This window comes from Candidatus Limnocylindrales bacterium (assembly GCA_035626395.1).
Taxonomy (GTDB): Bacteria; Desulfobacterota; Binatia; order UBA1149; family CAITLU01; genus DASPNH01.
Map to the genome: position 1 here is coordinate 157,463 of DASPNR010000042.1, position 19,260 is coordinate 176,722.

Consider the following 19,260-nt stretch of genomic DNA (forward strand, 5'->3'; position numbering starts at 1 on the left):
TTGGCTTGGGCGAAGCGCGCTCGGCTGCTTTTCGTGGTGCTTTGGATTCTCGGCGGTGCGGGACTAGTAGCTGGGCAGACTCGTTGGCGAGGGGATGTATGCGGTTCCAAGGCAGGACGGTTGTCGTTACGGGGGCGTCGAGCGGGATCGGTGAGGCCGCAGCCGAGCTGTTTGCGCGCGAAGGGGCCAATGTGGTTCTGGCGGCGCGGAGTGCGGAGGCGCTGGAGGCGGTGGCCGCGCGGATTGCGGCTGCGGGCGGCGTGGCCATGGCGGTGCCCACCGATGTCAGCGATGCCAGCGCCTGCGCGGCGCTGCTGAGCACCGCCGAAAGCCGCTTTGGTGCGGTCCACATCCTCGTCAACAACGCGGGCTACAACTACCGCGGCTGTGTGGAAGAGGCGCCGGTGGAAGAGCTCGCTCGCATCGTCGACGTCAACCTCAGGGCTCCCATCGTGCTGACGCGCCTGGCGCTGCCGTATCTTCGGCGCGCCGGTCGCGCGGCGATCGTCAACGTCGCTTCGCTGGCGGGGCGCATTCCGCTTCCGGAGGAAGCGACGTACTCGGCAACCAAGTTCGGTCTGCGCGGGTTCACGTTCGCGCTGGCGGAGGAGCTCGCGGGCACCGGCATCACCGTCTCGGCCGTGTCGCCGGGGCCGGTGGAGACCGGCTTCATCCTCGACGGCCTCGAGCAGGTCCCCGACATCGTCTTCTCCCAGCCGATGAGCACCGCCGAGGACGTGGCCAAACTCATCCTGGACAGCGCCCATGACGGCGCCGCCGAGCGCACCTGTCCGCAACTGTCGGGCTATCTGGCCACGCTCGGCTATCTGATACCGCAGGTGCCGCGCCTCCTGCGCCCGTTGCTGACGTATCAGGGACGCGCCACCAAGGAGCGATACATCCGCGAGCGCCGCGCCGCCGGCGCGCGCTGAACGCGCTGCGATAGCGACTGCACTGCTCGAGCACGACGAGGTCTTCGATGCCCAAAGCCGTCAGAATCCACGAAACCGGTGGCCCGGAAGTGCTTCGTTTCGAAGACTTCGATCCCGGCGAGCCGGGGCCGGGGTGGGTGCGCATCCGTCACACCGCCATCGGCATCAATTTCATCGACACCTACCATCGCAGCGGGCTGTACCCGCTTCCGCTGCCGTGCGGGCTGGGGCTCGAAGCGGCCGGTGTCGTCGAGCAGGTCGGTGAGGGCGTCGAGACGTTGCGCGTCGGCGATCGCGTCGCCTATGGCACCGGGCCCATCGGGGCGTACTCGCAGGTGACGGTGGCGCCGGCCAACCGCATCGTCCCCATTCCCGCCTCCGTCAGCGACGAAACCGCGGCGGCGATGATGCTCAAGGGAATGACGGCCTGGTTCCTCCTGCGGCGCACGTACGAGGTGAAGGAAGGCGACACGATCCTCTTTCACGCGGCAGCCGGCGGCGTGGGCCTGATCGCCTGCCAGTGGGCGAAGCATCTGGGCGCGACGGTCATCGGTACTGCGGGCAGCGAAGAGAAGGCAGCGCTGGCACGCGAGCACGGCGCCGATCACGTCATTCTGTACTCCACCGAGGATTTTCCACGGCGCGTGCGCGAGCGGACGGGCGGGCGCGGGGTGCCGGTGGTCTACGACGGCGTGGGCAAGGCGACGTTCGAAGGATCGCTGGACTGTCTGGCGCCGCGCGGGCTGATGGTGAGCTTCGGCAACGCGTCGGGACCGCCTGCGCCGCTGGAACTGGGAATGCTCGCGCTCAAAGGCTCGCTGTACGTGACGCGGCCGACGCTGATGACGTACACGGCCGAGGATGCCGATCTTCAGGAGGCGGCGCGCGCGCTCTTCGACGTCGTCGGCCGCGGCCTCGTTCGAGTCGCGGTCAACCAGCGCTATCCGCTGTCCGAAGCGGCAGCCGCGCACCGCGACCTCGAGGCGCGCAAGACCACCGGTGCAAGCGTTCTGATTCCGTAGCCGCAGCGGCCGGCGCGTCGGTCTTCGGCGGCGCGCGGTGCAGCCGTTTTGCTCGCGACGTCTGTCGCGGCCACTGTGTCGGCGCGGGCCGCGGCCGCTGTGGCGGCCAGCTCTGCATCACTGCAACCAGAGCCCACGAGGAGCGCATCGATGGCAGGCTATATCGTCGATATCGAAGAGAAGACGCTGAAGAACGAGTTCTTCCGCCAGGTGCTGTTCACCGGGCCCAACAGTCAGCTCGTGGTCATGACGCTGCAGCCGGGCGAGGAGATCGGCATGGAGCATCACGACGGCATCGATCAGTTCATCCGCGTCGAGGCGGGGCAGGGCAAGGCGATCCTGGACGGACAGGAGACTTCGCTCAGCGACGGGTCTGCGGTGGTGATTCCCGCCGGCACCGAGCACAACATCGTCAACACCTCCACGGACGAGCCGCTGCGGCTCTACACGATCTATACGCCGCCCGAACATCCCGACGGCACGGTGCACCGGACCAAGGCCGAAGCGGACGAATACGAGAAGCACCACCACCACTGACGACGGGGCTCGAAGGACGGTCGCCGAGGGGGATTCCCGAGTACGCCGGCCGTCTCAGAAGCCGCGGCGCTCCAGCGCGTGCGCTACCCGCTCTCTGGCGGCTTCATGCTGCATTGGAAACGCGCGGAAGAAATCCGCGCGCGTCAATGCCGCGTTGCGGGCGCGCACGTCGCCGGCCCAGTACGCCGCGCGTGCGTCGTTGCCCGCCAGGCCGTGCGCTGCCACGGCGATCATCGGGATCAGCACGTGCGCGCCGGGAGCGCGGGCAGCGCGCTCGGCCCACGTCGCCGCTTCCGCATCCTCGCCGCGCACCATGTGGCTGAACGATCGGGTGCCGAGCATCGCGTAGAAGAGCGGATCGAGCGGGCTCAGCCGCATGGCCATGTCGACGTGTGCGCGGCCTTCGAGCCCGTGCCCTGCAAGCGAATCCGTCCACCCGAGCGCATAGATGCCCTGGGCATAGTTGGGGCTCATCGCCACGGCCCGCTCCAGCCAGCCGCGGCTGCGGTCGAGATCGCCGTCGAGCCAGTACGTGCGTCCCATCGTGAAGTTGACGAACGGGTCGAGCGGATCGAGCTCGACGGCGCGCTCGGCGAACTGGCGTGCCAGCGCCCGCTCGCCTTCCAGGTTCTCCGTATGGCGCAGGAACGCCGTCTGGAAATGCACGAACGACAGACCGCCGTGGGCGCGCGCAAAGCCGGGATCACGCGTGATGGCCTGCGCGAACAGCGCGGCAGCGATCTGGTTGTCGCGCTTGTTGAAGCGATACATGTGCTGCAGACCCAGGTGATAGGACAACCAGGCATCGAGATGCTCGCTGACGGCCAGGCGCGCCTTCTCGGCCTCGTGCAGCGGAATGCGGATCTCCAGCGCAGTCACCACACAGGAGGCGAGTCGTGCCCGCATCGCATGGACGTCATCGAGCGGGGCCAGCAGCTCCTCGGCCCAGACGACGCCGCCATCGACGGTATCGGTGAGCTCCACACGCACGGCCAGATGCGCGCGGCGGGCCAGCTCCAGCGTTCCCGACAGCACGTAGCGTGCACCGAGCAGGCGGCGGATCTCGCCGGCGTCCTCGTTGCCGCGCAGCCGGAACGACGACGCGCGCGCAATGACGAAGAGCCATCGCATGCGAGACAACTCGGCGATCAGCTCGTGCGGGATCGCCTCCGCCAGCGGCTCGTAAGCGCCCGGCGATCCGAGGAAACGAAAGGGAAGCACCGCAATCGACGGCCGCGATGCGTGTGCGGTCGCAGGCGAATCGCCGGTTGCCGCTTCGTCCGTGCTGGCTGCGCTCGCTACTGCACGGGCGCCTGCTGCCAACGCGTCGCCAGCGGCCGTCGCAGCGGCGGTTGAGGCGACGCCGGCTGTCGCGTCGGCGACCGCGTCCACCGATCCGCCCTGCCTCTCCGCGCGCACATCGCCGACGAAGCGGAACCCGCGCCCGTGCAGCGTCTTGATGAGTCGCTGCGCCTTGCCGTCGTCGCCGAGGGCGCGGCGCGCCGACTTGATGCGACTGGATAGGGCGGCATCCGAGATCGCCCGCCCGTCCCAGACCTTCTCGATCAGCTCGTCCTTGGAAACCATTCGTTCATGGTTCTCCAGGAGGAGGGCGAGCAGACGGAAGACCTGCGGCTCCAGCGGCCGCGCCTGTCCGGCGGCGCGCAACTCGACGGCGGCGGTGTCGAGCTCGAACTGGCCGAAGCGGTAGATCATGCGCGACGATACCGCATCCTCTGCGCCGCTCCCACGAATCTCCAGGCTTTCTCCAGGACCTCTCCAAGCTTGAACGGACGCTGTTCGGCTACACCGATACCACGGTGCCGGAGCGGTTCCGGCGCGACAGCCAGGAAGAGGAGCGCATCGTGAAACAGGAACGAACCGAGCTGCCGACGCGTCTGGGTGCGGGAGGGGTCTGCATCCAGGCGCAGGATTGGGCCGACTGGAACGTGGCGCGCATCCGTTTCCCGAAGGGAGCCGATGCGACGCCTCTGCTCGAGGGAATGCCGCAGGACCTCTGTCAGTGTCCGCACTGGGGAACGGTTCTGCAGGGTTCGATCCATGTCCGCTACGCCGACGGCACGCGCGAGCACGTGCGGGCCGGCGACGTCTACTACTGGCCGCCGGGCCACACGGTCTGGGTCGAAGAGGATTACGAGGCCGTCGAGTTCAGCCCGAGCGGGCCGATGGGCGCAGTGATCGATCATCTCAATGCCAAGCTCGCGGCGGTGTAGCGCGCTGCGAATCCTTCATCCGATCCGCCACCGCTGGTGGCCCCAACCACGTCGCCGATCGCCGGCGACGGCAACGCAAAGGAGCTGCAGACAATGCCACTGGTTACCATTGACGTGATCAAGGACGTTTTCACCGACAGCCAGAAGCGCGACCTCATCGACAAGGTCACCGAAGCGATGATCGCCGTCGAAGGCGAGAGCATGCGCCCCGTGACGTGGGTGCGCATCCAGGAGTTCGAAGGCGGCGACTGGGCCATCGGCGGCAAGGCGCTTCGCGCAGCCGACGTGCACGCCATGGCGGCCGGCAAAGCCGCCTGAACCGGAACGGCGGCGGGTGCTGCGACGTCAATCGACCGACGTCGCGGCACCTGACCACGAAGCCGCCAGTGCCTCGGCAATCGTGCGCACGTTGTAGTCGAGCATGGAGACGTAGTCGCCGGTGCCGTCGCGGCTGCCGGTCTGATGCGCGAGCGGCACGATGCGCGCGCCGGTAGCGCCGGAGACGACCGTGGCATGGCGCGGATCGTAGTACGGCGACGCGAAGATCAGCCGAATGCGATGTTCCTTCATGCGGTCGATGACCTTTCGCAGGTGCGTCGTCGTCGGCGGAATGCCCGGCTTCGGCTCCAGATGATCGACGACAACCAGGCCGAAGCGGCGCGCGAAGTACGTCCACATCGCGTGATCGTCGACGACCTTGGTGCCGTGGAACGGCAGCAGCGCCCCCAGCCACCCGGAGAGCGACGCGCGGTCGCCCTGCTGGGCCAGGAAATCGCCGAGCGCGCCGCGCTCGTGCAGCACCGCCAGCTTGAAGGCATCGTACTTGGCCGCCAGCGTCTCGCCCACCAGCGCCGTCGCCAGACGCTGGCGCAGGCGCCCGAGCCGCTCCTGGAAGTAGGCCTGATCCTCGGGCCGCTGCTCGCTCAGCTTGCGCGCGAGCAGGGACGCGACCTCGAGCCCACGCACCGGGTCGAGCAGATAGTGCGGGCTTCCGGCCACGTGCACGTCGCCCATGGAGCGGTCCACGTCGGAGGTGGCGATGTCGAGCGGCACGATGGCCGTGGAGGCATCGACGAAGCCGGGCGCGCCGGGAAGGACGCGTGCATTGCGCGCGTTCTGCAGCAGCACCGGGACGTAGCCGACCTCGAGGTCGAGCCCGACCTGCACGAACAGATCCGCCTCCGAAAGCAGCTTGATGAAGCTCGGCCGCGCTTCGGCGAAGTGGGCGTCGTCGCGGCCGCGCACCATTTCGGAGACGGTGACGCGGTCGCCGCCGACCTGGCGCGTGAGGTCGCCAAGGTCCGTGGTGGTGACGAAGACGCGCACGGGCGGCGCGGCCGAGGCCGTGGCTGAAACGAGCACCGATGCCAGGACCGCGATCGCGGCGCGGCAGGAGGTGGAGCGTGCCTGTCGTTGCATGGCGCTCCTCCTCAGTACTTGTGCGCCGCGTGCTTGCCGTAGAGCACTTCGGCGCCGATCCAGATCGTGTGCGCGTCGCCGTCCTGGAGATGGTCGGCGCGGTCGTAGTTGTACTGCAGGCGAAGGCGCGAAAACTCCGTTGGATGCCAGACCAGCAGCGGAGAGATGCGGTGGCGGTCGTCGCGCAGGGGATCCTGACCGCGGTCGGCGAACATCCCTTCGGCGATGCTGGCGCCGCTGCCGCCGGCCCACTCGTAGCGAAGGCCGGCCGCCCAGCCGTAGCGGAACCCGTAGAGGAGCTGCGTGTACAGGGCGGTGTCGCGCAGCGTCGAGGCATGCAGATCGTTCGGGAACGGCTCCTCGTGCTCCTCCTCTTCGCCATGGCCGTGACCGTCGCCGTCGTCGCCGCCGACATCGGTGCCGGCCAGGAACGGATCGGCGTGGTAGTGGCGGCGGACGATCTCGGTCTGCCACAGGAAGAACGGCCAGCCCCGGAAGTTGTCCGGCGCGCGCCAGCGCACCTTGGCATCGGCGCCGTAAATCCAGGTATGGCCGTCGGGGCCGGTGGCATTGGGCCCGTACAGCGTGCTGGCGCCGAGCAGCAGCGCGCTCGTCTGCGACAGATCCCAGGAGGTGTTCCAGCGCGCCAGCCACAGCATGTCGTCGAGGCCGTCGACGTCGCGCTTGACGTGCGGCCGGCCCCCGATGCCTTCCTCGCCGATGAAGCTGGGCGTGAATTCGCCTTCGTCGGCGTTCTGGATGCCCACGTGCAGCTCGGAGAAGAACGGCGTCGGCATCAGCCATCCCAGCCTCAGGCCCGGAGCGCGCTGACCTTCGCCGCCGAACATGCGCGTCATCGCCACCGGCTGGTCCATCCAGTCCCAGGCGTGCGCGTGCGTCGGATTGATGAGGCCGAACTCGGTGAGGGAGTAGCCGGCCTCGAGCTGCAGGCCGAGCGGCAGGCCGGTCGTCACGAGGAAGGCCTCCTCCAGCTCGACGCCGTGGGTGGAGGCGACGATGTGCGCCTCGCCGGCGAAGTACGGATCGACGGCGCCGGTCAGGGAGAGCTCGGCCTGCTGCAGCGTAAAGCCGTTCTGGTTTGGATCGTGGGCGCCGCCCTGCAGCACTTCGAGCGCATGATCGCCGACGGAGGAGCCGCCGCCGGCCACCAGCGTCGACAGCGCGATGTCGATCAGACGCGCGCGCGCTGCAGTGCCGACGCCTGCCGAGGCGACATCGCCCGGCGGCGCCGGCGCATCCACGACGGTCGGCTCGCGAGCCGAGAGCGGCGCTGCCTGCGGTGCGGTTGCAGGCCGGGCGAGGCCACCGGTTTCCGCGAGGGCTCGATCCAGCGCCTGAGCCGCAGCAGGAGCGGCAGGCTCGCTCGCCTCCGAGGCGACTGCCGCATCGTCCGCCGTCCCCGATGCACGACCTGCCGCCGCGGCCGGCGTGCGGCCGTCCATGAGGACGCGCAGCATCCGTTCCAGCTCGGCCATGCGCTGGCGATTCTCTTCGTCGCGACGGCGAAGCGTGTCTACCTCCTGCCGCAGCCGTTGCAGCTCCGCGCGCGGGTCGTCACCGGCCGTCGCAAGGCCGGCGACGGAACAAAGGAGGATGATGGAAAGCAGCGATGAGACGGGACGCGCCACGCGGCGCCGACCCATCGAAAGCGGGCGAATCATGAAACACTCCTGATCGAACGAAGGGGCCGAACCCCGGCCAGCCGCGTGCAGCGCGCGCAGCGCGATCAGGCTCGGCCGATGTGCAAAAAAGCGGACGAGTTCGTGTCAGGCGTGGAAGGGCGGGGCGCGGGGAGTTCCGCAGCGTGCCGCGATCTGCGAGCGCGCGCTGCGGCTGACGTGTCGCAGCGTCTGCGAAGCGACGTGCGGCACTGGCGTCGAGGTGCACGTCGGTGCGCCGAGCGACTTCGAGTGGGCGGAGATGCGGCAGACGGCGCACGATCCGTCGTCGTGTCGTGAGCCATGCTCGGTCGCGGCGTGGTGCGCCTGCCATGCGCCGGCGGCGTCGGTGGAGGCCGCAGCCGGAGCCGAATGTCGTTGATGCTCGACGTGAAGCGCAGGAAGACCGGCCTGCACCGTCATCGCGAGCAGGCCGAGGGAGGCGGCAAGCTGTCGCAGGCGGCGTGAGAAGCTGGTGCGCAGGACCGTCATGTGCGGGACCGGGGGATAAGAGCAGCGCTCACGGCATCGGTCAAATGCGCGAGCCGCGCCCTGGCCGGTGCGCTCGTCAGCGCTCCAGCACGGCCTGATTGACCTCCGCTCTGGCTCGCGAGGCCTTCACGACCGGGATCTCGTCTTCCGCGAGCGGCTCCATCCACTTCTTGCGGCGCAGTGCCCCGTCGATGAAGGGGGCGAGATCCTGGCGCTTCCTGGCCTCGCGCCCGGGCGCCTGACGCTGGAACTCTTCGAGAACCTCGGCCGCGAAGAGCTCGAGCGACTGGCAGATGTGCTCGTGGCGGTTGTGGCCGGCCTGCTGCAGGAAGATCACCTGATCGACGCCGGCTTCCTGATATTCGCGCAGATGGCGGCGCATGTCGTCCGGCGTGCCGATGCCCGAGCCGTGGTACCCCGGATCCTCGGCCGCCGCGATCAACTGCTCGGTGCGGTCGCCGCGCATTTCGCGAAAGCTGTCCCACAGCCGCGAGCGCCCCGGAAGTGCGTCCTGCGCCACGAGCGCATTGACGGCATAGAAGAAGAACTCGAACCCTTCCTGCCCGCGCCGGATCGCTTCGGCGCGGTCATGGTGGATGGAGAAGGCCGAGACCATCGCGAGGTTGGCATTGACGCTGTGCCCGAGCGGCACGCATTCGTCGCTGCGGATGATGTCGTAGTAGATCGAGCTCCACGTGCGCGCTTCCTCGGGGTCCACGAAGGCGAAGGCGAGCGCGCCGAGGCCGTTGCGGGCGGCCACGCGGATCGTGTCGCGGTTCGTGCATGCCATCCACATCGGCGGATGCGGTTTCTGCACGGGCTTGGGCAGCACGTTGCGGCACGGCATCTGGAAGTACTGCCCCTCGAACCCCGGATACGGCGAGAGCACCATCATGTTGGCGATCTGCTCGGCCGCCTCCAGCGCCATCGCGCGCTTTTCCTTGGCCGGAATGAGGAAGCCGCCGAGCTCCAGCCGCGTCGCGCCCTCCCCGATGCCGAAGTCGAGGCGTCCGCCCGAGATGAGATCGAGCATGCCGAGCCCTTCGGCGGTGCGCGCGGGATGATTGTAGTTGGGAATGACCTGACGAATGCCGTGGCCGAGGCGGATGTTCCTGGTCCGGGCTGCAGCGGCGGCCAGGAAGACCTCCGGCGCCGAGCAGTGGGAGTACTCGTCGAGGAAGTGATGCTCGACGCACCAGGCGTAGTCGAAGCCGAGCCGGTCGGCGAGCTCCACCTGCTCGAGCGCCTCGGTGACGATGCGCCGCTCGGACTGCTCGTCCCAGGGCTTGGGGATCTGGAGCTCGTAGAAGACGCCGAATCTCATGGTTAGTCCTTCTGGTGGCGACGAAAAACAAGCACAATCAGCTACTTTGGACCACGAGGCGTATTCTGCGAGAGAACCCGAAGGGCGGAGTTACACTCGGAGTCACACTCCCGTGCTTGGCAAGGGCTTTGGACGTCGCGCTCGCCAGGAGCATTGCGGAGTCGTTTACCTCGCGCCAATGGAACATGCCCGCCACGGACGATGAGGCGGGGGCCGGTCGGCCTTGCAGACCTCTGGCTGACTCCGACCATCCGCAGTTGGCTATCGTGGAGTCCCCGCGAGTCGGAACCCACCCAGGGCCTACCCTCCCTGATGGACCAACCCGAGCACCGAAATTTTTTCAGAACAGGGCAGGCAGCGCGACGGCTAGGTTCAAGACGTTCAACCGTGCATAACGCGCTCGGTCGCTCGGCCGAACCGACTGCCCTACGTCGCGCGCAGGCCCATGGTTCGGAGGTCACAGCCGGAGGGGCAAAAGGCGGTGGGTTGTCGCGAAATCGTAGGGCAGCCTAGGACGCGGGTGCTGAGGCCGTGCGTCGGCGAGCCAGCCCGATGCCGGAGCGGCACTGAGAGGGTCTCGAACCCTCAACACTGCCGACAAAAGCGTTCGACGAATGTGACCGACCTAACCGCTTCCCGGTGCCCTCGGGGGGCGTTAATGCTGGAGCACGGTTAGGGTTGAGGCTCGCTACCTTAGTAGGGCATGAAAGCAACGGTGGGAAAACGCATGAACTGTCACCTCCGATATTTCGCCTTGATGGTCTCGATGCTGCTGGCGTCGTGTACCAACCCATACAAGAAGTTTTACCAAGGCCTGGACCGGGAGCAGATCTTGTCGGGGCCGGTCGCAGCGGCTCCGAAGGAACCGGTAGTCCTCTCCGGATCTGGGTTGACTCCCGAAGCTATCGAGTCAGACCGCCTGGCTCTCATCGAGGCTGGGTACTGGCAGGTCGGTCACTCCTCGTTCAATGCCGGTTCCGTGAGCACGCGTGGCGCGCTCAGTGTCGCGAAGAGTATCGGAGCGCACCTCGTTGTTCTGTATTCGCAGTATAGCCACACGGTCAACGGCGTGGTCCCATTGGTACAACGCCTTCCACAGAGATCGACGACCAACCACAGGGGAAGCTTTCAAACTGGTCCCTACGGTTATGGACTATCTGGACACTACAGCGGGACGTCACAGACCTACGGTTCCGCTACCGTCGTAACGGCTATTCCTTACGCAGCTCCTCGCTACGAGTACGGTGCGACCTATTGGACCAAGATGCGCCCCCCGCGACTCGGCGTGCTCGTTGTAGACATCCCGTCGGACCAAACCGCTGCTCTCGGTCGGTCATCCGGTGCGATGGTGCAGTTCGTATTGAATGACAGTCCCGCCCGTGCTGCGAACTTGGTGCGCGGGGACGTTATCATTCGTCTCGGCGATCGTGAGGTCACCGGACAACGTAGCTTCACTGAGGCTCTTGCCGCCAATACGGGTAGCGAGGTCGATCTTCGCTATGTCCGTCGTGGCGAGGAGCATTTGGTTCGAGCGAAACTTCGTCAACAGTGAAGCTGTAGGAGGGTTAGGGAGCTCCGGTAGTTTCACCAGGCGTCCTCGTCGCCCACGCCAACCTGAGTGCCGTCCGCGGAAAGGCCCGCGTTTGTCACCCTATTCTCAGCCGTCACAGGGTCCCAGCGGCCGTAAACGTTGCTATTCAATGGGACGCCGTGGTTCATGGGACGGGTCTCCGTAGCCCTGCCGTCCCGCTCGTCTCCCACGATTGATGCCGTTGGGACGTTGGGACGGTCGGACGGAGGCGTTGCTCGCGTAACCGCATACCGCTCGACCGCGTCTTGAAGGTCCGCGAATTCGTATCCCTTCCCCTGTTCCCCTAACGTCGGAACGTTGCGCGAGGAAACGCCGTATTGCTTGAGAAGCTTTGCCAGTCCCCGTTCGTCGATCGGCTTACTCCTTCGCCAGTCGCGCCAGGGCCGTTCGGCAAAGTCCGCCGATAGTAGACGCTCGACAATCTGTGATGATCGCAGAGCTTTCGTTCCCGGCCCTGCTTCTGCGAAGATCGCCGCAAGATCGCGTAGGAGCATCGGTCCGGCTGATTCGGGCTCGGGCTCGGAACCCGACAGCTGGCTTGCTGCCGTTCGCGCACGACGCACCCAGCCACCACCGGCCAATTCTGCGATCGCCAGCAGCGGCCGCCAGTTGTCCCGCGCACGGTCTCCTGAAATGCCCGCCAGGCCCTCGTCGTCGTCGTCTCGTTCGTCGATCTCACGTAGCAGCGACATGGAGTCCATAGCCCAGCGTGCGGCCTTCGCGGCGAGCGCACGTGCCTCCGATTCATGGCGCCGCCCGAAGCGTTCAACATTTCGGCCTTGCGGCTTCCGCCCCATCTGCAGGACGATGCAGCGATCAAGCGTGGTCTCCGGCATCTTCCCAGCGATTCCACCGAAGATGTATGTTGCCCACGTTGAGAAGGATTTTGGGTCGAAGTTCTCCCCGACAATTTTCCACGAGTAGGCACCGCTGCGGCGATGTCCGCTATTCAGGATTCCTGCCAAGCCTTCGCGTTCGCGCAGGTTGTAGGTGTCGATCTCGTCGAGGATCACGGTTGGTGCGAATCGTTCGATGATGCGCGGCAGTAACGCGTCCGTCACCTGGGCCGCGAGAAGCGGACGTTGACTTAGGCTTGCGATTACTTCTAACAGCAACGATTTCCCGCAACGTTTCTCAGGAGAAGTGACGAACAGGCGCGGCGCGATCGTGAAGGCGTCGAGGGCGTGCCCGAACATGAGATGAAGGGCCACGGTGTCGTGATAGTGGGCTGGGGCATCAACGAAGCGGCTCAAGAAGTCGGCAAGCTGAGCGAGCAGCTCCGCACCGTCCACAGTCGTTTCGCACGGTTCGACGTTGATTAGGCCGGAGGGGGTAGCTTCCGCCTCGGCCTTGTTGCCCAAGACTTCCAGATCCAGCGTAGCTACTCGCACTCCGGCGGCTTTGGCGAGGGCGAGGCGTTTTTGATCGTAGGCGAGTCGCGACAACGTTTTGGAACGTTCGATGAGACTCGGAAGGAGTGCCGGCGCGGTTACGCACCGCGCCGCGAGCAGGACCAACGGATCGTCCCCTGCGGCGCTCTTCGCATCGATGGCTGACGGGTCGGCACTCGACGACTCCCCGCATACATTGCTGCCTCGGCGCGTGCTCTCGTGGCTCTGCCCCCGGGACTGGACGGGTGGCTCCATAGCGGGCCTACGCGCGTCGCTTCCTGCAAGATTGGGCGGAATGTTGCCGTGGAGTTCGGCTCGGTTGCCTGTCTTCGGGCTGTCCTGCGTGTCCTGTTTCCGTTCGTGACAAACGGTGCCGGTGCTCATCGCGTCCTCGCGAAATGCCGCTGCAACGCCCAAATCGCGCTCCGAACGGCTCTGAGCATTGCGGCATCCAGATCCGCGGCTCGAACTGCGGCCCCGATCACCGTGACAGCAGCCACCAACGATGGAAGCGGCGAGCCCACCACCTTGACGCCAGCGGACTGTCGGCGGCGGCGTGGCCTCGCGCGGTCTGCTTTGCGGGCACAAGCGCGGCACTCTGAGGCCAAGCCGTCGGAATGGTGGCTCTTAGGGCCGAAGTCGGCTCGCGACTTAGGGATGTGGCAACGCGAGCACACTTTCGGCGCTACAGGGGATGAACTGCTATCGGTCATGATCGACTCCTCTGGGGTCGGAGCCGTCGTTGGAGTTGCCGCAAACCGCCGTTTCGTTACGCTGTCCGTGGAACAGAGGCAGACGTGACGTCATGGCAAGAGGCTCTCCGGCGACGGTGGGCCTCTTGCGTTTTCAGTCCTTGGCGAGCGAATCCAGCCAGACCAGTACGTCAGCGACACGGAATCGCACGGAGCGGCCGAACCTGAGTGACCGGGGTGCCCGCCCTCGGCATACTTCGTTGCGGAACGACCCGCGGGGTCGGCGCAGCGTGTCCGCGGGCTCGACCAGCGAAATGGTCGCGTCCATCGGTAGACTGCGCAGATCGACAGCGTGGGGGAATTGCGGATGCATCGGACACACCTCCAGTCAGTCTTGATGACCTAGAGTGCGGCCGGATCGTCCGGAGTGCCAAAGGGGATTTGCTGTCGTCGTTGCAGCCGGGGCCCCCTTTGCAGGCCCGGCATTTTCAGAAGTGATGGGCGAGTCGATCGCGGATGCGAAGGCCGACACGCATGGTCTCCCAGAAGTCGTCGCCTTCCCCGCGGAGAGGCTTGAGGGTGTCGCGCACGAACTCCGCGTTCACCTGGGCGCGCTGGGCTTCAAGGAAGTTGAACGCAAAGGCGTTGAACCCAGTTCGGCCCGTAGTGGCTTTCCCGTCAGTAGACGTTGTGAATGTGGGTGCTTTGCCTTTGACGTCTTTCCAAAGCACCGCCAGCCTGTACACGGCGAAGCGCTCAGCGACGAACCCCTTGCTGGTACCGCGGCGCTCGTTGTGTTCAGCAGCGAGAAAGCGCGCGCTTTCCACGATCTCCCGAAGGACACCGAGCGCATGCTCAAACTCATTGCCCGGCCGGACACGAAGATCTGCATTCTCGTGCCGGGCGGTCGTGCGAACGATCCAATCTAATATCCTGTCCCTGGTCTCGCAGCATTCCTGTTCGCGTACGAACATCGCCCCAGCCAAGTAGTACCGTGGCAGCGGGTCATCGAACAGGGCGCGAAGCTCATCCAACCGTTTCAACGCCAGTACGAGAGGATCGGTACGCCGAGGTTTTTGCGGTAGACAGAAAAGCGCCTTCTCCCGCTCGTACGCCATTGCGAAGAAGCAGAGTTGCTCGCTCCTCGTAGTCGAGCCATCCGTATCATCGATTCCGGCCGCCGCGAGAATTTGTTGGCCTTCCTCAAGCGTCATTTGACCATCCGCAGTCCGTCAGCAGCCGCGATGATCTCGCCAAGCCGTGCCCCCACGATGTCGGCCGCACCGCGAGCAACTTGCGCACTGACATGGCTGTAGCGCAGCGTCGTCTGCGCCTGCCGGTGTCCCAGCAACTCGCCGATCTGCACGAGCGACAACCCCGCCGCGACTCCGGCGGCGGCGAAGCTGTGCCGAAGGTCGTGAACGTGAACCCCGTCGAGCTTCGCGGCGGCACGCGCCCGCAGCCATGCCGTCTCGATACTGGCGCGGGGGCCGTCGCTGGTGTCGTTGGGAAAGACCCAAGCGCACCGACGTTCGGAGAGTCGCCCCGCGAGGACAGCGGCGGCCTCAGCCGCCAGCGGTATCATCCGGCGTCCGGTCTTGCTGTCGGCGAGATTTAGGCACGCGCCATCGACGTCAACCTCGGCCCACGCGAGCGAAACGATCTCGGATTTCCGGCACCCCGTCAGGACGAGCAGCTTGAGCGCCTGCGCACTATCGCGGTACTTCCCTCCCTCCATCTCGCACAGTACGCGCCATAGCGCGGCGTGCTCGGGCGGGGAGAGGAATCGCTTCCTTGCGATCTCGGGATACCTATCGACTCCTCTCGCAGGATTCGGAGACCCCATTGGTCGATAGCCAGTCTTCTCGGCCTGCGAGCAGAGATGGCTGATCAGCGCGAGAACCCGGTTGGCCCGATACGGGATCTCGGCCATCGAGGCGTGGAGTCGGGCGACGTCGGCACGGCTCAGGTCCGCAATCCGAACATCGCCAAGTTTCGGAATCACGTGCTTGCTGAGGATGTTCTCGTCGGCGCGTTGGCTGCCGGGCTTTTTCCGCTTGCCGGCAGTTGCCTTGTAGACCTTGATGTACTCGGCCACGGTGAGAAGGCGCGCAGCAGCAGCCTCCGCGGCTCGTGCTGCTGCCTCGCGGGCTACCTCGGCCGCTCGTTCGGCCAATGGGTCGATGCCCGCCGCCAGGTCGCCGCGGACACCGAGCGCCAGGCGCCGAGCCTGTGTCACCGTCACCTCTCCGACGCGCCCGAGCACCATCAGCCGTGGCTGCCGTCGGTACTTGTAGCGAACGACGTAGGACGCACCTGCGGTCGTGCCGCGAACGCCGAAGCCGCGGACCTGCGTGTCCATCACGAGCTGTCCGGCTCTAACTGCCTCCGCTACTTCCTTCGTGATCGTGGTCTGCATGGTGTGCCTCCCGAACTGTTGCACCGAAGATGCAACGTCGAGTTACACCCCATGTCACACCTCTAGGATGGTGACAAGGGATTACGCATAGGTTGGTTCTGATGACGCCGCGTTGCACGGCGCTGCGACTGCGCAGCGTAAAACAAGGCGTTTGATGTGGTGTTACCGTGCGGCCGAGTGACACCGGATGACGGCTACAGCTACTCTTCGAGCGAGACGCCGAACCTCATGGAGTCACCTCAGCCGTCGGTCTGCTTGAGGCTACCTACCTTCGGCGCGATGACGACCAAAACCGCCCATCGTCTAAAACAGCATGTGACCGCCGATGGTGACGCTCGCGCTGTCTGCGCCGCCCGCACTGCCGCCGCCCGCACTGCCGCCGCCCGCGCTGCCGCAGCCCGTGCTGCCGCAGCCCGTGCTGCCGCAGCCCATGTCCCGTGCTTGCACGGATAAGGACATATAGATATGCGTATGTCGGTATGCCAAACGCCGCCGCCCAACTCGACGTCCGCCCCGTCTCGCGTCTGTTCAAAGCGCTCGCCGACGAAACGCGGATTCGCATCGTCGCACTGCTGTCGCACGGCGAGCTGTGCGTCTGCCATCTGGAAGCGGCTCTGGGCCTGTCTCAGCCGGCGGCATCCCGGCATCTCGCCGTCCTTCGCAACGCCGGAGTCGTCGACACCCGACGCGAAGGTTCGTGGGTCTACTACGGCTTGACGCGGCAAGCCGATCCGGCGTGCAGGCAGCAGCTGGAAGCGCTGGTGGCCGGATTCGCCAGGCGCACGGTGCTGCGCGAGGACGTCAAGCGTCTGCTCAAGGTTCGCGGGCCCGGAGCGTGCCGATGACACGGGCAGTGTCGACCGCCGCCGTCATCGAGCCGGCGCCGGCTCGTCTCGGCTTCCTGGACAGGTACCTTACCGTCTGGATCTTCCTGGCGATGGCTGCCGGCATCGGGGGCGGGTACTTCCTTCCCGGGATCGACGTCCTTCTGAACGAGCTCAGTGTCGGCACGACGTCGGTGCCCATCGCGATCGGTCTGATCCTGATGATGTACCCGCCGCTGGCCAAGGTTCGCTACGAAGACCTCGGCAGCGTGTTCCGCGACTGGCGCGTGCTCGGGTTGTCGCTCGTGCAGAACTGGGTCGTCGGGCCGCTCCTCATGTTCGCGCTGGCCGTGATCTTCCTGCCCGACAAGCCCGAGTACATGGCGGGTCTGATCATGATCGGCCTGGCGCGCTGCATCGCGATGGTACTGGTGTGGAACGATCTGGCGAGGGGAGACCCCGAGTACTGCGCCGGGCTGGTGGCGTTCAACTCCGTTTTCCAAATCCTGTTCTTCTCCGTCTACGCGTATGTGTTCATGACCGTGCTGCCCGGATGGCTGGGACTGCAGGGAGTCGCGGTCAAGGTCACGCTCGCGGAGATCGCGCAGAGCGTGTTCCTCTACCTCGGTATCCCGTTCCTGGCCGGCCTGGCAACGCGCGTGGCGCTGGTGCGGGCGCGGGGCGAGCAGTGGTACCAGCGCGAGTTCATCTCGAAGATCAGCCCGATCACGCTCATCGCGCTGCTCTTCACCATCGTCGTCATGTTCTCGCTCAAGGGCGAGACGATCGTGCAGCTGCCGCTGGACGTCGTGCGTATCGCCGTCCCGCTGCTTCTCTACTTCGTGGCGATGTTCGTCTTCGCGTTCTTCATGAGCCGCGCCGTCGGCGCCACCTATCCGCAGTCGGCGACCCTGTCCTTCACCGCCGCGTCGAACAACTTCGAGCTGGCCATCGCGGTTGCGGTGGCCACCTTTGGCATTCATCACGGGGCAGCCTTCGCCGCCGTCATCGGGCCGCTGGTCGAGGTTCCCGTCATGATTGCTCTGGTGAGCGTGGCGCTGTGGTTTCAGCGTCGGTTCTATCCGAATGCTGCGCCGGCGGCGCGAAGGTAGAGGCGGCCGGCGAAGCCGTGCGCAGCATCCGCGACGAGATAGGTGCCCGCGTGGCGGATTTGAGAGCCTCGAACGGCTGGAGCCGCACCGCCGTGTGATGCGCAACGACGTCGGCCTGTGTTGCGGTCGCCGCGAAACGCTTCCACTGTGGCGCCGATGACCGGCGAACCGCTCGCTCCCCACGTCGTATCCGTGATCGTGGCGCTACTCGCGTCGCTGTCGCCCCTTCGCGCATCGGCCGACACCGCATGCTGGACCATCCAGAACCCCGCCGAGCGCGCCGACTGCCGCGCGCGAGAGAGCAGGAACCCGGGCGACTGTACATTCATCGAGGACCGTGCGCGGCGGGAGGAGTGTCGCGCACGCGCGAGTGGTACCGCTGCCGACTGCAATACCCTGTCCTCGGAGTGGGAGCGGCAGAAGTGCCGTGACGCCGCCGGCGAGCGCCGCTGATCCGCCTGGATGTGTCCGTTCCAAGCATCGACTTCTCCTGGCAGGCACGCCAGGCAGGCCAGCCGCACGATATCTTCGGAGCGCCCGTCTGGTTTCTACTCGGCGGAGGCGTTCTGCGTCTTCAAGCTGATGTTCTTTCGCGGCAAAGACATCGTCGATCTCGACCGGATCACGGCAGGACCTCCCAGCTTCCGTTCGGCGCCTTGGCCACCAGCAGCCGCGGCGGGAAGGCGACGTAGAGCGCTGCGCTCGCGCACATCTGCAGCTCATCGCCCATGATCTTGCCGAACTTCTCCGGGTCGGGCGGATAGTAGAGGCCGCCCTTGGGTCCGCGCACCACCACTGCCGCGCTGCCGGTGGTCGCGAACTGCATCTTGGCGGCATCGACGGCGGCGATGCGCACGCCGGCCTCGTAAGCCTTCTCGAGGCACTTCTGCTTGCGCATCACGTCGGCCTCGAGCGCGGGGTTCTGCTTCAGGAACGTGTAGAGCTTGTCGAAGTCGGGCTTGTAGAGGTCCACACGCGCGGCCACCAGCGAAGCGAGCTCCTTCTTGTCCTCGTCGCTCAGCGAAGCCACTGGCGGATAGTGATGCCACTTCTGCTCGGTGGCGAAATCGGCCTGGAATTCGCGTTCCAGGACGATCCTCCCCTTCGCCTGCCTGGTGTCGACGCCCTCGTCGCTCTGATTGGTGATCGTGCCGTGGCCGAGGTCGCCGGTCCGGGTCTCCTCGTCGTTGACGGAGGCCCAGCGAAGCTCGGCCTTGTACGGCGTTTTCTCGTCGTTGGGAACGAACTCGACGCGGAACTTGTTCTTCCCGCGCCGCACCACCGACTTCGACGACTCCATCGAGACCCACACCGACGGCGCCACCTCGCGCTCGTCGAACAGCACGGGCACCTGCTGCTTCTCGACCGTGTCCTCCGAAATCGGAATGTCGTTGACGTACACGACGGCACGCCCCGGCACCGTCTCGACTTCATCCTTTTTGGTGTCGCCGATGAAAGGCGTGAACTTGAACTCGACGTTGACGACCTTGGCATGGGCCGGGGCCGTGCAAAGCAGGGCCATCAGCAGGGCGATTGTGCGCATCGGTGCCTCCATGTCTGCGCCGCCTGCGCCTCGGCAACGCAAGGCGGCG

General features: G+C 66.1%; 19 protein-coding genes. 9 read left to right on the plus strand and 10 right to left on the minus strand.

Translation table 11 applies throughout. The features are described 5' to 3' along the window. Window positions 1–98: 98 nt before the first annotated feature. The 3 genes from VEC57_16455 (at window position 99) to VEC57_16465 (ending at window position 2,491) form a co-directional block, all read left to right on the plus strand. Complete coding sequence (locus VEC57_16455) at window positions 99–932, plus strand: SDR family oxidoreductase (GenBank protein HYC00726.1); 834 nt, start codon at window positions 99–101, stop codon at window positions 930–932. Between the two features lie 47 nt (window positions 933–979). Further along, on the plus strand, window positions 980–1,954 hold the full coding sequence (locus tag VEC57_16460) for a quinone oxidoreductase (protein HYC00727.1): 975 nt from the start codon (window positions 980–982) through the stop codon (window positions 1,952–1,954). 150 nt (window positions 1,955–2,104) lie between these two features. Next, window positions 2,105–2,491 carry a cupin domain-containing protein gene (locus tag VEC57_16465; protein HYC00728.1) on the plus strand — a complete coding sequence of 129 codons (387 nt, stop codon included), beginning with the start codon at window positions 2,105–2,107 and terminating at the stop codon, window positions 2,489–2,491. 54 nt (window positions 2,492–2,545) lie between these two features. Here the strand turns inward: VEC57_16465 and VEC57_16470 are convergent, their stop codons facing one another. Beyond that, window positions 2,546–4,207: a winged helix-turn-helix domain-containing protein gene (locus tag VEC57_16470; GenBank protein ID HYC00729.1), complete on the minus strand. Its 1,662-nt coding sequence runs from the start codon at window positions 4,205–4,207 to the stop codon at window positions 2,546–2,548. 149 nt (window positions 4,208–4,356) lie between these two features. On the opposite strand from VEC57_16470, the gene VEC57_16475 reads away from it, so the two are divergent. Together VEC57_16475 and VEC57_16480 are read left to right on the plus strand one after the other, a co-directional pair. Then, window positions 4,357–4,725: a hypothetical protein gene (locus tag VEC57_16475; protein ID HYC00730.1), complete on the plus strand. Its 369-nt coding sequence runs from the start codon at window positions 4,357–4,359 to the stop codon at window positions 4,723–4,725. Between the two features lie 93 nt (window positions 4,726–4,818). Then, on the plus strand, window positions 4,819–5,043 hold the full coding sequence (locus tag VEC57_16480; GenBank protein ID HYC00731.1) for a tautomerase family protein: 225 nt from the start codon (window positions 4,819–4,821) through the stop codon (window positions 5,041–5,043). 27 nt (window positions 5,044–5,070) lie between these two features. On the opposite strand, the gene VEC57_16485 is transcribed toward VEC57_16480, so the two are convergent. From VEC57_16485 to VEC57_16500, 4 genes are all read right to left on the minus strand, one after another. Continuing rightward, window positions 5,071–6,144 (minus strand): metal ABC transporter substrate-binding protein, encoded by a 1,074-nt coding sequence (locus tag VEC57_16485; protein HYC00732.1) that lies wholly within the window; start codon window positions 6,142–6,144, stop codon window positions 5,071–5,073. An 11-nt stretch (window positions 6,145–6,155) separates the two neighbouring features. Continuing rightward, window positions 6,156–7,826, minus strand: a complete 1,671-nt coding sequence (locus tag VEC57_16490) for a hypothetical protein (protein ID HYC00733.1) — start codon at window positions 7,824–7,826, stop codon at window positions 6,156–6,158. Between the two features lie 105 nt (window positions 7,827–7,931). Then, window positions 7,932–8,315, minus strand: coding sequence for a hypothetical protein (locus VEC57_16495; GenBank protein HYC00734.1), 384 nt, complete (start codon window positions 8,313–8,315; stop codon window positions 7,932–7,934). Window positions 8,316–8,391: 76 nt separating this feature from the next. Next, the gene (locus VEC57_16500) at window positions 8,392–9,639 is read right to left on the minus strand and encodes an LLM class flavin-dependent oxidoreductase (GenBank protein HYC00735.1); all 1,248 of its coding nucleotides are present in this window, start codon (window positions 9,637–9,639) and stop codon (window positions 8,392–8,394) included. A 703-nt stretch (window positions 9,640–10,342) separates the two neighbouring features. On the opposite strand from VEC57_16500, the gene VEC57_16505 reads away from it, so the two are divergent. After that, window positions 10,343–11,191 carry a PDZ domain-containing protein gene (locus VEC57_16505; GenBank protein ID HYC00736.1) on the plus strand — a complete coding sequence of 283 codons (849 nt, stop codon included), beginning with the start codon at window positions 10,343–10,345 and terminating at the stop codon, window positions 11,189–11,191. A gap of 32 nt (window positions 11,192–11,223) precedes the next feature. Here the strand turns inward: VEC57_16505 and VEC57_16510 are convergent, their stop codons facing one another. The 4 genes from VEC57_16510 to VEC57_16525 all read right to left on the minus strand — a co-directional run bounded on the left by VEC57_16510 (window position 11,224) and on the right by VEC57_16525 (window position 16,179). Then, entirely contained in the window at window positions 11,224–13,005 is a 1,782-nt protein-coding gene (locus tag VEC57_16510; protein HYC00737.1) for a DUF3631 domain-containing protein, read from the minus strand. A 796-nt stretch (window positions 13,006–13,801) separates the two neighbouring features. Further along, a complete protein-coding gene (locus VEC57_16515; protein HYC00738.1) occupies window positions 13,802–14,527 on the minus strand; it encodes a hypothetical protein in 726 nt (241 codons plus the stop codon). After that, window positions 14,524–15,732 (minus strand): tyrosine-type recombinase/integrase, encoded by a 1,209-nt coding sequence (locus tag VEC57_16520; protein ID HYC00739.1) that lies wholly within the window; start codon window positions 15,730–15,732, stop codon window positions 14,524–14,526. Before VEC57_16520 ends, VEC57_16515 begins: the two co-directional genes overlap by 4 nt. A 303-nt stretch (window positions 15,733–16,035) precedes the next feature. Then, window positions 16,036–16,179, minus strand: a complete 144-nt coding sequence (locus tag VEC57_16525; GenBank protein HYC00740.1) for a hypothetical protein — start codon at window positions 16,177–16,179, stop codon at window positions 16,036–16,038. A 32-nt stretch (window positions 16,180–16,211) separates the two neighbouring features. On the opposite strand from VEC57_16525, the gene VEC57_16530 reads away from it, so the two are divergent. From VEC57_16530 to VEC57_16540, 3 genes are all read left to right on the plus strand, one after another. Beyond that, the gene (locus VEC57_16530) at window positions 16,212–16,577 is read left to right on the plus strand and encodes a metalloregulator ArsR/SmtB family transcription factor (GenBank protein HYC00741.1); all 366 of its coding nucleotides are present in this window, start codon (window positions 16,212–16,214) and stop codon (window positions 16,575–16,577) included. Further along, entirely contained in the window at window positions 16,574–17,668 is a 1,095-nt protein-coding gene (gene arsB, locus VEC57_16535) for an ACR3 family arsenite efflux transporter (GenBank protein HYC00742.1), read from the plus strand. The genes VEC57_16530 and arsB overlap by 4 nt, the downstream gene beginning before the upstream one ends. A gap of 192 nt (window positions 17,669–17,860) precedes the next feature. Next, window positions 17,861–18,121, plus strand: a complete 261-nt coding sequence (locus VEC57_16540) for a hypothetical protein (GenBank protein ID HYC00743.1) — start codon at window positions 17,861–17,863, stop codon at window positions 18,119–18,121. A 169-nt stretch (window positions 18,122–18,290) separates the two neighbouring features. Here the strand turns inward: VEC57_16540 and VEC57_16545 are convergent, their stop codons facing one another. Beyond that, on the minus strand, window positions 18,291–19,211 hold the full coding sequence (locus tag VEC57_16545; GenBank protein ID HYC00744.1) for a hypothetical protein: 921 nt from the start codon (window positions 19,209–19,211) through the stop codon (window positions 18,291–18,293). Window positions 19,212–19,260 lie beyond the last annotated feature (49 nt).

Coding starts and splice junctions, on each gene's coding strand:
- arsB (HYC00742.1), top strand. CDS start 16,574: ATGACACGGGCAGTGTCGACCGCCGCCGTCATCGAGCCGGCGCCGGCT.
- VEC57_16465 (HYC00728.1), top strand. CDS start 2,105: ATGGCAGGCTATATCGTCGATATCGAAGAGAAGACGCTGAAGAACGAG.
- VEC57_16505 (HYC00736.1), top strand. CDS start 10,343: ATGAAAGCAACGGTGGGAAAACGCATGAACTGTCACCTCCGATATTTC.
- VEC57_16545 (HYC00744.1), bottom strand. CDS start 19,211: ATGCGCACAATCGCCCTGCTGATGGCCCTGCTTTGCACGGCCCCGGCC.
- VEC57_16480 (HYC00731.1), top strand. CDS start 4,819: ATGCCACTGGTTACCATTGACGTGATCAAGGACGTTTTCACCGACAGC.
- VEC57_16470 (HYC00729.1), bottom strand. CDS start 4,207: ATGATCTACCGCTTCGGCCAGTTCGAGCTCGACACCGCCGCCGTCGAG.
- VEC57_16455 (HYC00726.1), top strand. CDS start 99: ATGCGGTTCCAAGGCAGGACGGTTGTCGTTACGGGGGCGTCGAGCGGG.
- VEC57_16510 (HYC00737.1), bottom strand. CDS start 13,005: ATGAGCACCGGCACCGTTTGTCACGAACGGAAACAGGACACGCAGGAC.
- VEC57_16520 (HYC00739.1), bottom strand. CDS start 15,732: ATGCAGACCACGATCACGAAGGAAGTAGCGGAGGCAGTTAGAGCCGGA.
- VEC57_16515 (HYC00738.1), bottom strand. CDS start 14,527: ATGACGCTTGAGGAAGGCCAACAAATTCTCGCGGCGGCCGGAATCGAT.
- VEC57_16490 (HYC00733.1), bottom strand. CDS start 7,826: ATGATTCGCCCGCTTTCGATGGGTCGGCGCCGCGTGGCGCGTCCCGTC.
- VEC57_16495 (HYC00734.1), bottom strand. CDS start 8,315: ATGACGGTCCTGCGCACCAGCTTCTCACGCCGCCTGCGACAGCTTGCC.
- VEC57_16460 (HYC00727.1), top strand. CDS start 980: ATGCCCAAAGCCGTCAGAATCCACGAAACCGGTGGCCCGGAAGTGCTT.
- VEC57_16530 (HYC00741.1), top strand. CDS start 16,212: ATGCCAAACGCCGCCGCCCAACTCGACGTCCGCCCCGTCTCGCGTCTG.
- VEC57_16500 (HYC00735.1), bottom strand. CDS start 9,639: ATGAGATTCGGCGTCTTCTACGAGCTCCAGATCCCCAAGCCCTGGGAC.
- VEC57_16485 (HYC00732.1), bottom strand. CDS start 6,144: ATGCAACGACAGGCACGCTCCACCTCCTGCCGCGCCGCGATCGCGGTC.